General features: G+C 46.9%; 11 protein-coding genes. 4 read left to right on the top strand and 7 right to left on the bottom strand.

The window, feature by feature from the left end; all coding sequences use genetic code 11:
- The first annotated feature begins 19 nt into the window (after nucleotides 1-19).
- The 3 genes from lptE to Q1A41_RS19195 are packed head-to-tail and all read left to right on the top strand — an operon-like array spanning nucleotide 20 to nucleotide 2,732.
- A complete protein-coding gene (gene lptE, locus Q1A41_RS19205; protein ID WP_299982448.1) occupies nucleotides 20-529 on the top strand; it encodes an LPS assembly lipoprotein LptE in 510 nt (169 codons plus the stop codon).
- A gap of 2 nt (nucleotides 530-531) precedes the next feature.
- Nucleotides 532-1,581 carry a DNA polymerase III subunit delta gene (gene holA, locus Q1A41_RS19200; RefSeq protein ID WP_299982445.1) on the top strand — a complete coding sequence of 350 codons (1,050 nt, stop codon included), beginning with the start codon at nucleotides 532-534 and terminating at the stop codon, nucleotides 1,579-1,581.
- Between the two features lie 14 nt (nucleotides 1,582-1,595).
- Nucleotides 1,596-2,732 (top strand): methyltransferase, encoded by a 1,137-nt coding sequence (locus Q1A41_RS19195; RefSeq protein ID WP_299982442.1) that lies wholly within the window; start codon nucleotides 1,596-1,598, stop codon nucleotides 2,730-2,732.
- 26 nt (nucleotides 2,733-2,758) lie between these two features.
- Here the strand turns inward: Q1A41_RS19195 and Q1A41_RS19190 are convergent, their stop codons facing one another.
- The 3 genes from Q1A41_RS19190 to Q1A41_RS19180 form a co-directional block, all read right to left on the bottom strand.
- Nucleotides 2,759-5,041 (bottom strand): bifunctional diguanylate cyclase/phosphodiesterase, encoded by a 2,283-nt coding sequence (locus Q1A41_RS19190; RefSeq protein WP_299982439.1) that lies wholly within the window; start codon nucleotides 5,039-5,041, stop codon nucleotides 2,759-2,761.
- A gap of 88 nt (nucleotides 5,042-5,129) precedes the next feature.
- Nucleotides 5,130-6,548, bottom strand: coding sequence for an SLC13 family permease (locus Q1A41_RS19185; protein ID WP_299982436.1), 1,419 nt, complete (start codon nucleotides 6,546-6,548; stop codon nucleotides 5,130-5,132).
- An 18-nt stretch (nucleotides 6,549-6,566) separates the two neighbouring features.
- Complete coding sequence (locus Q1A41_RS19180) at nucleotides 6,567-7,466, bottom strand: hypothetical protein (protein ID WP_299776157.1); 900 nt, start codon at nucleotides 7,464-7,466, stop codon at nucleotides 6,567-6,569.
- 306 nt (nucleotides 7,467-7,772) lie between these two features.
- On the opposite strand from Q1A41_RS19180, the gene Q1A41_RS19175 reads away from it, so the two are divergent.
- Entirely contained in the window at nucleotides 7,773-8,555 is a 783-nt protein-coding gene (locus Q1A41_RS19175; RefSeq protein WP_299982433.1) for a glycerophosphodiester phosphodiesterase, read from the top strand.
- Nucleotides 8,556-8,655: 100 nt separating this feature from the next.
- On the opposite strand, the gene lipA is transcribed toward Q1A41_RS19175, so the two are convergent.
- The 4 genes from lipA to Q1A41_RS19155 all read right to left on the bottom strand — a co-directional run bounded on the left by lipA (nucleotide 8,656) and on the right by Q1A41_RS19155 (nucleotide 11,849).
- Complete coding sequence (lipA, locus tag Q1A41_RS19170) at nucleotides 8,656-9,639, bottom strand: lipoyl synthase (protein ID WP_299982428.1); 984 nt, start codon at nucleotides 9,637-9,639, stop codon at nucleotides 8,656-8,658.
- 7 nt (nucleotides 9,640-9,646) lie between these two features.
- Complete coding sequence (gene lipB / locus Q1A41_RS19165; protein WP_299982425.1) at nucleotides 9,647-10,309, bottom strand: lipoyl(octanoyl) transferase LipB; 663 nt, start codon at nucleotides 10,307-10,309, stop codon at nucleotides 9,647-9,649.
- Complete coding sequence (locus Q1A41_RS19160; RefSeq protein ID WP_299982422.1) at nucleotides 10,310-10,582, bottom strand: DUF493 domain-containing protein; 273 nt, start codon at nucleotides 10,580-10,582, stop codon at nucleotides 10,310-10,312.
- A gap of 124 nt (nucleotides 10,583-10,706) precedes the next feature.
- Complete coding sequence (locus tag Q1A41_RS19155) at nucleotides 10,707-11,849, bottom strand: D-alanyl-D-alanine carboxypeptidase family protein (protein WP_299982419.1); 1,143 nt, start codon at nucleotides 11,847-11,849, stop codon at nucleotides 10,707-10,709.
- Nucleotides 11,850-11,851 lie beyond the last annotated feature (2 nt).

The following is an 11,851-nucleotide window of genomic DNA, read 5'->3' as shown; positions in this document are numbered from 1 at the left end:
ATTGTAAGGAATGATAATAATGAAACTTTTCATGCGTTCGGCAGTAGCTTTAAGCATCTTCACCCTGCTAACTGCTTGCGGCTGGCAACTACGCGGGCAAGTTGATCTCGCAGGCGATATTGGCACCCTACAGGTCAGCTCCTCAGATGCTGAGTTGCTACGAGATTTAAAAAAGGCGCTGCTACGTAACAACATTACACTGGACGACTCAGATCCCGACTACAGACTCGACTTGGAAAAGATGCGCTTCGATCGCAGAACCGCATCTGTAGGCAGCCAAATCTTGGCTGCCGAGTATGAGCTAAACATGCAAGTCGCTTATCAGATATCTCAAATGAAATACAAAGAAGGCGATAAGCCTTACCTTGATTCTGCCAGAGCGAGCACCATTCGAAGCTACGCTTACGATCCAAATAACACACTCGGCAAGGATCAAGAAGAGCGCCAGCTACGCCGCGAAATGCGCCATGAAATTGTACAGCAAATTTTGCGTCGCCTAGCTTTAATCAGTCAGCAAAACGAAGCATAAATATGGCCAAGCTGCGCGCCGAACAACTACAAGCCAGTTTAAAAAAAGAGCTTAAACCGGTTTATATCATCAGCGGAAAAGAGCCCCTACTGGCTCAAGAAATGGCTGACGAAGTTCGAGCGGCGGCTCGCAAGCAAGGCTTTAGTGAACGTGAAGTTCTGCATGTTGATCGCAGTTTTGACTGGAACCTGCTGCTCGATAGCGCCAATGCTATGTCACTCTTTGCTGAAAAGAAAATTATCGAACTGAATATACCTGGCGGCAAGCCCGGAACAGAAGGCAGCAAGGCTCTGCAGCAGTTTTGCGATAACGCCAATGACGATAACATCCTGTTAATTCAAAGCGGCAAGCTTGATCAAAACCAGCAGCGAGGAAAATGGTTTAAGGCCATCGAGAAACTTGGCCACAGCGTTCAAGTTTGGCCCATCAAGGCAGCTCAACTACCCCACTGGATAAAGCAGCGCTTACAACAAGCAAATCTATCGGCAGACCCTCAAGCCATTGAGATCTTGTGTGCTAGAGTTGAAGGTAATTTATTGGCGGCCGCTCAAGAAATTGAAAAGCTCAAGCTACTTGCTGAAGACCACCACATCAGCAGCGAACTAATGAATAGCGTGGTCGCTAATAGTGCACGCTACGATATTTTTGATCTTGCCGACAAAGCTTTAATGGGTGATGCCCAAGCCTGCACCCGAACACTACAAGGCTTGAAAAGCGAAGGCACAGATGCCATCCCTGTGCTTTGGGCACTGGCACGCGAAATTCGCAGCCTAAACCAAATAGCGCACGCTCAAGACCAGGGCCAAAACTTTGATTGGGCTGCCAAGAGCGCCGGCGTTTGGGACAAACGTAAACCGCTCGTTGCCGGCGCACTAAGACGTCTAAACAAAGCCCAGCTGGAACTGCTGCTACGAAAAGCTAACGGCATCGACAAGGCCGCCAAAGGTATGCGCAAAGCCGACGCTTGGAGTGAGCTTATGGATTTATGCCTATGCTTATGCGGCCAGAACAGCATCCATCCAAGTTTACAACGGCTATCCCTTAGCCTTTAAGTTAAGCCATTACCATGCCACAAGCTGCAGAGACCCAATTCCATCTTTTGGATAAAAGCTGGACATTAAAACGCTTTCCCGCCAGAAAAAACGACCCTCTTAGGGCTTGGGATGCTGCGGATGAACTTCTCTTGCAGGAGGTCATGGGTAGGATTCAAAGCGAACAAAAGGTGCTTATAGTCAACGACAGTTTTGGTGCAATTTCTACAGTACTGGCAGATTTCAAACCCCACTGGATCAGCGATTCCTTTATCAGCCAGCAGGCCTGCAAGCAAAACTTGGCACTTAATCAGCTTAGCGAAAACCTCATAAGCTGGGACAACGCACAGGCCTGGCCTAAGCAAAAATTTGACTGGGTGTTAATAAAGCTACCTAAAAGTCACGCCCAACTAGAAGATCAACTATATCGCCTACGTGACTGCATCCACAAAAACACTCAAATCATCGCTTGCGCGATGAGTAAAAATTTACACACACAAAGCATTAAGCTATTTGAAAAACTCATTGGCAGCAGCCACACCTCTTTAGCTCAAAAGAAAGCACGCCTACTATTTGCCAAAGCGGAGCAACTTGAACATAAAGATTCCCCCTATCCAAAATCTTACCAACTCTCACAATATCGACTTGAAGTATTCAATCATGCAGCGGTGTTTTCCCAGCAAAAACTGGATATTGGCACGGCTTTTTTGCTAGAGAACTTCCCAGAGAATCACAATTATAAGAACATAGTCGACCTAGGCTGTGGCAATGGATTACTCGGCATACGCGCCGCACAATTACACCCTGAAGCCAGAATTGATTTCTACGATGAATCTCAGGCAGCCATTGCCAGCGCAAAGTTGAACGTCCAGCACAACAATCTAAGCGATGACCGACTTTCTTTTCACCTAAGTAATTGCTTAGATGGTGCAGATGTAAGCAGCGCCGATTTAGTATTGAACAACCCCCCATTCCATCAGCAACACAGCATATCCGGCCATATTGCCAAGCAAATGTTTCAGCAAAGCAAAAAAGTCTTAAAGCCAGGGGGGGAACTGTGGGTAATAGCCAATAGACACCTAGGCTATCACAAAGATTTAGATAACATTTTCGGTGGGCACAAGCTGGTAAAAAGCAACAGCAAGTTTGTGATTTTAAAGGCAAGAAAATAGCCTACCAAACAACAGATAATACCCAGCTAAATACCCAGACCAATATTATTACTGGCCACCAGCTCAAGTTTACGTTTAATAGAGAATAGGCTTTCTTCAATCTCTTGGGCTGAAATAGGTTTAGAGAAGTAAAAACCTTGGGCATAGTCACAACCCTGTTTTTTCAGCCAGAACTTTTGATCACTGGTTTCGATACCTTCTGCCACCACCTTCAAACCCATATTATGCCCAAGATCGATAATTGATTTAGCGATGGCAGCATCATTTTTATCTTGGTAGATATCTCGAATAAAGCTTCTATCAATTTTTAAAGTGTCGATGGGAAAGCGCTTTAGATAGGCCAGAGAGGAGTAACCAGTTCCAAAGTCATCCATAGCCAAGGCAACTCCCATTGCATGTAGACGCTTCAGCATCAGCACAGATTGCTCAGCATTTTCCATCGCTGATGTTTCGGTAATTTCTAGCTCCAAGCTAGACGGCGGAAGAGAATATTTATCCAAAACAGATTTAATGAAGTCTGAAAATTCACCCTGCAGGAACTGTCTAGGCGATAAATTTACAGCGACAGAACCAATATTAAGGCCGCCGTCTAGCCAAGAGCGCTGCTGCCTACAGGCTTCATCTAACACCCACTCACCGAGCGGCACAATTAAGCCAGTCTCTTCGGCAAGGGGGATAAAATCCGCTGGGGACATAAAATTGCCATCACCCAGATCCCAGCGAACTAAGGCCTCAACACCAATTACTTCGGTATTGTGAAGATCAACTTTAGGTTGGTACAAGAGCTTTAACTGATTATTTTTAATGGCTTTACGGAGTTCATTTTCACGCAGTAAGGACTGCACTGCCTGCTCATTCATAGATTGATCAAATAGACGATAAGTATTTTTACCATCATCCTTTGCCCGGTACATCGCCACGTCTGCATGCTTAAGCAAGGATTCGCTATCCTCACCGTCGGCAGGAAAAACACTCACTCCAATACTCAAGGTGCTGGTAATCTCGTAGCCTCTTAATTCGAAAGGCTCCGCACTAATATTTAGAATCTTTTCGGTCACCAAGGCCACATCACTCTGATGCTGTATATCTTCAATCACTAGGACAAACTCATCACCACCTAATCGCGCTACGGTATCCACTTCGCGCACACAAGAAACCAGGCGTTCAGCAATAACCTTTAGCAATGCGTCGCCTGCATCATGCCCAAAGCTATCGTTGATATACTTAAAACGATCAACATCAAGCAGCATTATAGCCACCTGATTTTGATTTCGCTTTGCTCTTGCTAAACTGTGCAGCAAGCGTTCATGAAACAATGTGCGATTAGGCAAGCCGGTAAGCTCATCATGAAAGGCCAAATAATTGAGTCGCTTTTGCTGCTCCTGCATTGCAAGCTCGGAATGTTTTCGCTCCGTAATATCGGTACAAATGGCACAGCTCGCAAATAGCTTCCCCTGCTGATCAAGCAAGGGAAAGCGGTTTATCCAGTAGTACTTGATTTCACCATCATCTGGCGAGCAATAAGAGAATTCCCAGTCTGCATTCACGTCATCTTCGCTTTCAGGTTTACCAGACCACAAAGCTTGAGCAATCTTTTCAGGGAAAAGAGAATAGACATGATGACCGTTATAACGTGTACTAGCTGACAACGAAAGCTCATCATTCAAGTGATGATCACTGCTAAGAATAACATTGCCACCGAGATCCACTACTGAGATAAAAACAGGAGAGTGATCCAAAATAGATCGTAGATAAACCTCGCTAGCCCAAAGTGCTTGCTCCGCAACTTTCGCTTTTTCGAGTTGCTGCTGGTGCTGCCAGGTTACAATTAAATGTTGCAGCACAAGCCCGCAAAACACTTGTAACTGCTGTCGCTCCTGCAGCAACTGCTCAACTTCGCTTACATCAACATCAAGCTCTAAGTACAACTGACCTATAGGCTGATCACCTTCACCAATAGGGACGCAGGCTAGACTTTGGCTTACATCAAGAAAGTTTTTATCATTTAGGGCTAGCTCACTAACGGCATACAACTGTGGGGTGGAAGATCTATAGCAATGATAAACCTGCTCAGCGGCGATTTTACGAAAGTTACTTAAACCCGTATTTAGCACAGTGAGGTTTTCCCCCACTCCCGTGCCACGCACCCAATGCTCTCCAGATTCATTGGTAAGCAATACAACACGAGAAACGTATGGCAGATCCGACCAGTTTTTAAGCAACCACAAAACCAATTCATGATGAGGCTTATTCATCACCAATTGGTAAAAGCGCCGCATTAAGTCGACGGCCGCTAGCTGCTTTGACATCTGCTCACCTTAGCTACTACTTCCCCTGAAAAGGGAATAAATCAGTAGATAAAGTAGCGGCTTTAAGCGACTAAACTTTAGTTTGAGATTAATTGAATGCGCCCAAGCTTAATAGCACAAAACTACAAATACTGATCACTAATACCGCAATCAGGTTAATAGCAAAGCCATTGCTCACCATATCCGCAATTTTGACCTGTCCGGTACCGAACACAATTGCATTTGGCGCTGTAGCTACAGGCAACATAAAGGCGCAACTTGAGGCTAAGGCAGCCGGCAACATTATTAAAGCTGGCTCCATGCCAGCAGCAATTGCTGTCGCTGCCAAAATAGGCATCAGCAGAGTGGCTGTCGCCGTATTACTGGTAACTTCTGTTAAAAAAGCTACCCCAAAGCTCAACAAAATTAACAATAGTAAAACTGGCAACTGATTAAAGCCTGCGAGTGCCTCACCAATAGCTTGACTTAGGCCTGTGCTGGTGAAGGCCTTTGCGATTGCAATACCACCGGCGAAAAGCAGTAGCACGCCCCAGTGAATTTGATTGGCGCTCTGCCAATCCAGTAAACGCCCGCCCTCACCGTCTGGCAAAATAAATAAAACAAGGACTGCACAAAGTGCGACAGCGCCGTAATTGGCGTTAGGCAACCACTGCCCCCAACCACCAGAAGGCCCCTTAAGCGTAACCCAGGCGATTGCCGTTAAGGCAAAAACAAACAGCACTCTGCGCTCCGCTTTTCGCCACGGCCCAAGGTCTGGCAACTGAAGCATACTGGTATCTTTGCCGAGCTTACGACTCAGCCAAAATCCAGCTAAGGGCACCAGCAATATCACCACAGGAATAGACCACTGCATCCAATCGACAAAGCTTAATTCAACACCAGTAGCATCTTGGTAGGCCTGCATCATAATAACATTGGCAGGAGTTCCAATAGGGGTTCCTAAACCACCAATACTGGCTGCGTAGGCAATGCCCAACAATAGAGCAATCATCAACTTGCGATCTGTGCTTTTTTCAAGCACTGCCAAAGCGACAGGTAACAGCATTAAGGTGGTTGCAGTATTTGATATCCACATCGACAACAGCGCTGAGGCGGCCATAAAACCCAGCACTAAGCGACGCTGACTGCCGCCGCCAAAAAGTCCAACCATACCCAGCGCTACACGCCGATGAGCGCCGCTTTTCTCCATCGCCTTGGAGAGCATTGCCCCGCCCATTAGCAAGATAATTAAGGGGCTACCGTAAGCCAGAGCGACATCTTTGGGAGTCAGTATCCCCAATAGTGGAAACAACCCTAAAGGAATAAGTGAAGTAGCAGGAATAGGTATAGGTTCAAACATCCACCAAAGCGCACACAACAGAGTGAGCCCGGCGGTCATTGCGGCGTTGATAGGCCAGCCTTGCTGCCACATCATTGCTCCCAGAAATGCGGCCAATATTGGGGCAAGCCAAATCATACTGCGCTTGAGCCAAGCAAGAGCCGGCACAGAAGTCGTCGCTTCAGACATGAGAGTTTATTCTTATTGTTAGTTGAGGAAGGCCCAGTTTGCGGTCGTTGAGGGTAAGAAGCCCGACTGCCTTAGAGCCCGAGCAATATTACCTTTAACCCGCAGCTTACGCATTCCGCGCTGGAGAGAAAAATAGGTTCGCTTACCCTTGGGGTGTAAACGACTGATGATAAAGTGGCGAGTACCGCTCACCTTCAGCTTAACACCGGGCACCGGGCTCAAAAACTTTTCCAAGTATTGCAAAGGTCTATCCGCTGATGCCGTAAAGGGTGCGGCTATTAAATCACTCGCGCCACTGCAAGACTGTTTTGCAATTTGATTCCAATCAGAGCTCAAAGAGAGATCCGCAACCTCCAACGATTGCAGTAATTCAGTAACCATTGGCCAATTAGCATGTGAGCTCAGCCTAAACTGCTGCAAGCCTGACAGATCAATGATGGACATAGGGCGGCCACAGCTATACAAGCCTAAATGGAATTCACCCTGACGAATAATTGGGTCACTCACCCACAGAGATTTTGCACGGCTTTGGGTACGTTCACGCCAAATAGAAACGCCACCGAGCAACGCATCGCCTTTTTCTACCTTAGAAAGGATGCTGAAGCTCGAAGCGGATTTAATCTTGATTTCGCCCTTTACCCCACCTAACTGCAATGCCTGCACCAGTAGCACCAACTCAATGACTTCTAGGTTAATGAAAGGGTCTTGATGTTTCAGGGTGTAGTCGGCACTGAAACGATAATCGCGAATATCACCCAGCTGGCGGCCAGCGGTAAAGTCGCGAAAGCCAGAAACCACAGCAGCAGGGGCCAGAATAACGGTTTCGCCATCAGCAAAGGCCGGGAAAGCAAGCACTGAAAGGGGCAATAGCACTGCGCCAATCAGTAGATTTTTCAACTTGCGTAAGCCTTGCAACATCCAGTGCACCCGTTTCTTAAGATCGAATTCTCTATTCTACCCAGCTAACTCAGGCTATCAATGCTTATGGACAAATCCATTATTTAGCTGAGCGCTGCATTTCAGGCTAAAATCTTCCCAGAGCTATACATAATAACGCCAAGAACAGATGTATGCACTTACTTACGCTCATTTTTAGCAAGCTCAAAGAGCAGCATAGAAATAAATAATATTGGTAAAAGTGTAGCTGGTTATTACTCTTGTACATATAAATGTCACACTTAGCACTAACAATCTGCTCACAAATTGGCCGATGGCGATTAAAGTATGGGCATCTACCCTCAACAGCGACAGCAGGCGCTTATGGAACTCGATAAGCCATTATTTTGTATTGCACACCGTGGCGGCTCCCAACGCTACGAAAACACTTTACGCGCCATAAGCCGGGCCTTAGAGCTTGGAGTCGATGCTATTGAGATCGATGTTTGGAATGTGCGAGGCGAGCTTCTGGTCTTCCATGACCGCAGGTTAAGCACAGGGCCTTTTAGTGGCGAGTTACTCGTACAACAAGATCCAGCAGAACTCAGGAAGACGCCGCTATCTTGCGGCGAGCACATTCCGACCCTGCTAGAGGTGATGGAGCTTGTTGCCGATAAAGCCTTGCTTAATATCGAGTTAAAAGGGCCCGGTTGCGTGAAGTCAGTCAGCCAACAGATAGAAGACTTTGTACTCTATAAACAAGGATGCTATGAGTCCTACCTTATCTCAAGTTTTGATCATGTTCAGCTACATAAGCTTAGCCAGCGACTGCCTGAAGTTAAACGCGGAGCACTATTCGCCGGCGTACCGCTAGACTACGCCGCCTGCTGCGAGCAACTTGGCGCCTATTCGCTCCACGCCTGCCTTGGATTCTTGCGGCAGGGGCTGATCGATGATGCCAGTGCCCGGGGCCTAAAGACTTGGGTGTACACTGTAAATCATGAAGAGGACATGGGGCATCTGGCCGCAATGGGAGTAGACGGCGTGTTCACGGATTTTCCTGAAAAAGTACTGGCCCTGAACACCGAATATCTACTTAGGCACCCGAAAGTGGAAAGCGGAAGCTTTTAGTTTCCGCTGAAGATTTGAGCTGTTAATCAAGCCTAAAACTTTTAGAGGCTCTTTTAAGAGCGTGGTAAAGAGCCTCTTTGCCACCTAGCTGCAAGTCAGCCTAGGAAACCTCCTCGCCATGGGCCTGCTTATCAGCATGATACGAAGAGCGCACCAATGGCCCACATGCCGCATGCGTAAAGCCTAACTCTTTCGCCATGGCGGTATACTCATCAAACTCATCAGGGTGAACATAGCGATCTACCGCTAGATGACTTTTGGATGGCTGCAGATACTGACCAATTGTCAGCATATCGATATCATGCTCACGCATATCCCGCATCACTTCAAAGATCTCCTCTTTGCTTTCACCCAAACCCACCATTAAACCTGACTTGGTCAATACATCGGGGCGACGCTTCTTATACTCTTTGAGCAGCTTAAGTGACCAAGCGTAATTTGCGCCTGGGCGAGACTGGCGATATAAACGAGGCACGGTTTCCAAATTGTGATTGAACACATCCGGCGCTTCGGCCTCTAAAATATCTAGCGCTTTATCCATTCTGCCGCGAAAATCGGGCGTTAGAATTTCAACCTGTAGATTTGGTGACAATTCGCGCGCATCGCGAATACAATCGGCAAAATGCTGAGCCCCACCATCACGTAAATCGTCGCGATCAACTGAAGTAATTACCACGTATTTCAAACGCATTTCAGCAATTGCTTCGGCTAGGTTTCTAGGCTCACCCTGATCAAGCGGCAATGGTTTACCATGGCCAACATCACAAAAAGGACAGCGCCTTGTACAGATCTCCCCCATAATCATGAAAGTCGCGGTGCCACCGGCGAAACACTCACCCAAATTGGGGCAGCTCGCCTCTTCACAAACACTCGCCAGCCCGTTTTTACGAAGAATTTTTTTAATGCGGTCCACCTCGGGTGAAGCCGTCATACGAACTCGAATCCACTCAGGCTTTCGCTTAACTTCATCGCTGGCGATAACTTTTACGGGAATACGCTCCACCTTGTCGGCATCGCGAAGTTTTTCGCCGGCTTTATGTCGGCGGGTGCGTTTTACAGGCGTATTTTCGGGTCGTTCACTCACGATTGTCTCACTCACAGGCCCCAGCATCAGGCAGGCCTGCTACTATTGTTTTTTTATCGTAGCCCAACTGCTCCATTAAACAGCGAACCAATTCATTCTCAATACTATCCATACATGGTGTTGGCTCAATAAGATCGGCCATTTGCACCATTTCTAACCCCTGATATCCACATGGGTTAATTCTTAAAAAAGGCTCCAGCGACATCTCAACATTCAAGCTTAAGCCGTGAAAGCTACAACCTTTCCTTACTCTCAAACCCAATGACGCAATCTTTGCATCATTAATATAAACCCCAGGAGCATCCGCTTTCGGGTAGGCTTCTAAACCAAAGCTAGCTAGGGTTTTTACTAAAGCCTGCTCAATAGCCGTTACTAAATCTCGAACACCAATACCCAATCGGCGAAGATCAATAAGTGGGTACAATACTAGCTGCCCAGGCCCGTGGTAAGTTACCTGACCACCACGGTCTACTTGCACCACTGGAATATCACCAGGCATCAATACATGCTCTGCTTTACCAGCCTGCCCTTGGGTAAAAACCGGCGGGTGCTGCACCAACCAAAACTCGTCGGCACTGGTGGAATCGCGTCGATCAGTGTAATTAGACATAGAGCGCCAGACTGGCTCGTAGTCCATTAAATCAAGCTTGCGAACTTGTACAGCAGGCATCTATAAAACCATTTTAACCAAGGGGCTGCTCTGAAGATCCTTATGCAAAGCCTCTAGCTGCTCCACTCCGGTAGCCGTGATAAATACTGTCAAAGATTGAAAACTACCTTTACTGCTGTCTTTTAATCGAATCCTCTCTGGATCAAAGCCAGGCGCATGTTCACTGAATACACGCACTACTAGAGCGTGTAATTCATCACCTGCATCACCCATAACTTTAATGGGGTAATTCTCGCAAGGAAATTCAATTTTAGGGGCGTCTGGCTGGCTCATCTTGTCGTTCCGAGTAGATCAAAGTACAAGGAGCATTATACCGCAAAGCTAGCCAGAGAGAGAGGGAGCGGCGAATTCAGAGATTTGTACTAAATTCGCCGTAAAAAACGACTAAAAAAGAAACTTAAGCGAAGAGATTAAAGATAAATAACTTGATCGTATCCCATAAGCGAGCAAAAAAGCCTGCCTCTTGAACCGGCTCTAGGGCGACCAGCGGCACCTCAGCAATCTGCTTACCATCAAGCTCTAGCTGCAAACGCCCCAGTTCTTGCCCTTCGCTAATAGGCGCTTCAATAACCTCATCAAGCTTAACGCTCTGCTTAATGCGCTCTTGTCCACGTCTTGGAATCGTTAAAGACAGTGCTTTGTTAACACCAATAGCGACTTCCTTGGCCTGACCACCCCATACACGCTGAGAGGCAAACTGCTGACCAGCTTCCAAGGCTTGATGCGTCTCATAATAGCGGAAACCGTAGGCCATTAGCTTTTGAGATTCCGCAGCACGAGCCTTATCTGAACGGGTCCCCATCACCACAGAAATCAAACGCATACCACTTTTCACACCTGAAGCTACCAAGCAGTAACCCGCTTCTTCAGTATGACCAGTCTTCAAACCGTCAATTGATTTATCTAAAAATAGTAGGCGATTACGATTCATTTGATCGATGCCATTGTAAGAAAATGATCGCTCAGCATAGATCTCATAATGCTCAGGGTAATCATTAATGATGGCTTTCGCTAAAATCGCTAAATCACGAGCTGTGGTGTAGTGGCCTTCAGCTGGCCAGCCTGTGGCATTTAAAAATTGCGTACTGGTCATGCCCAAGATCGCCGCCTGCTGATTCATAACATCAGCAAAGGCTTCTTCACTGCCCGCTATATGCTCAGCCAAAGCAACGCTAGCATCATTGCCGGATTGAATAATGACACCGCGCAATAAATCCTTAACGCTAACCTGAGTGCCTTCGCGGATAAACATTTTAGAGCCGCCCATCTTCCAAGCTCGCACTGAGATATTAACCATATCTTCAGCCGCCACATTTCCCCTATCCATCTCACTGGAAACGATATAGCTGGTCATCATCTTCGTGAGACTCGCTGGAGGCAACATTTCGTCCGCATTATGCTCAACCAACACCTCACCCGTTTCAGCATCCAACAGTAAATAGGCCGTTGCTGCCAATTGCGGTGGAGCAGGTATAAGCTGCTGGGCCAATGCCGAGGTGACACTTAGGCACAAGATTAAAAAGGTAACAATAGTTCTCATGT

This window comes from uncultured Pseudoteredinibacter sp. (assembly GCF_947502065.1).
GTDB lineage: Bacteria > Pseudomonadota > Gammaproteobacteria > Pseudomonadales > Cellvibrionaceae > Pseudoteredinibacter.
Note: the sequence above shows the minus strand (reverse complement) of the source record. Positions and strands in the feature narration are given on the sequence as shown.

Excerpts from the sequence above, each read along its gene's own strand:
- Q1A41_RS19185 (WP_299982436.1), bottom strand. The coding sequence starts at position 6,548 with ATGTCTGAAGCGACGACTTCTGTGCCGGCTCTTGCTTGGCTCAAGCGC.
- holA (WP_299982445.1), top strand. The coding sequence starts at position 532 with ATGGCCAAGCTGCGCGCCGAACAACTACAAGCCAGTTTAAAAAAAGAG.
- Q1A41_RS19190 (WP_299982439.1), bottom strand. The coding sequence starts at position 5,041 with ATGTCAAAGCAGCTAGCGGCCGTCGACTTAATGCGGCGCTTTTACCAA.
- Q1A41_RS19175 (WP_299982433.1), top strand. The coding sequence starts at position 7,773 with ATGGGCATCTACCCTCAACAGCGACAGCAGGCGCTTATGGAACTCGAT.
- Q1A41_RS19195 (WP_299982442.1), top strand. The coding sequence starts at position 1,596 with ATGCCACAAGCTGCAGAGACCCAATTCCATCTTTTGGATAAAAGCTGG.
- Q1A41_RS19160 (WP_299982422.1), bottom strand. The coding sequence starts at position 10,582 with ATGAGCCAGCCAGACGCCCCTAAAATTGAATTTCCTTGCGAGAATTAC.
- Q1A41_RS19155 (WP_299982419.1), bottom strand. The coding sequence starts at position 11,849 with ATGAGAACTATTGTTACCTTTTTAATCTTGTGCCTAAGTGTCACCTCG.
- Q1A41_RS19180 (WP_299776157.1), bottom strand. The coding sequence starts at position 7,466 with ATGTTGCAAGGCTTACGCAAGTTGAAAAATCTACTGATTGGCGCAGTG.
- lipB (WP_299982425.1), bottom strand. The coding sequence starts at position 10,309 with ATGCCTGCTGTACAAGTTCGCAAGCTTGATTTAATGGACTACGAGCCA.
- lptE (WP_299982448.1), top strand. The coding sequence starts at position 20 with ATGAAACTTTTCATGCGTTCGGCAGTAGCTTTAAGCATCTTCACCCTG.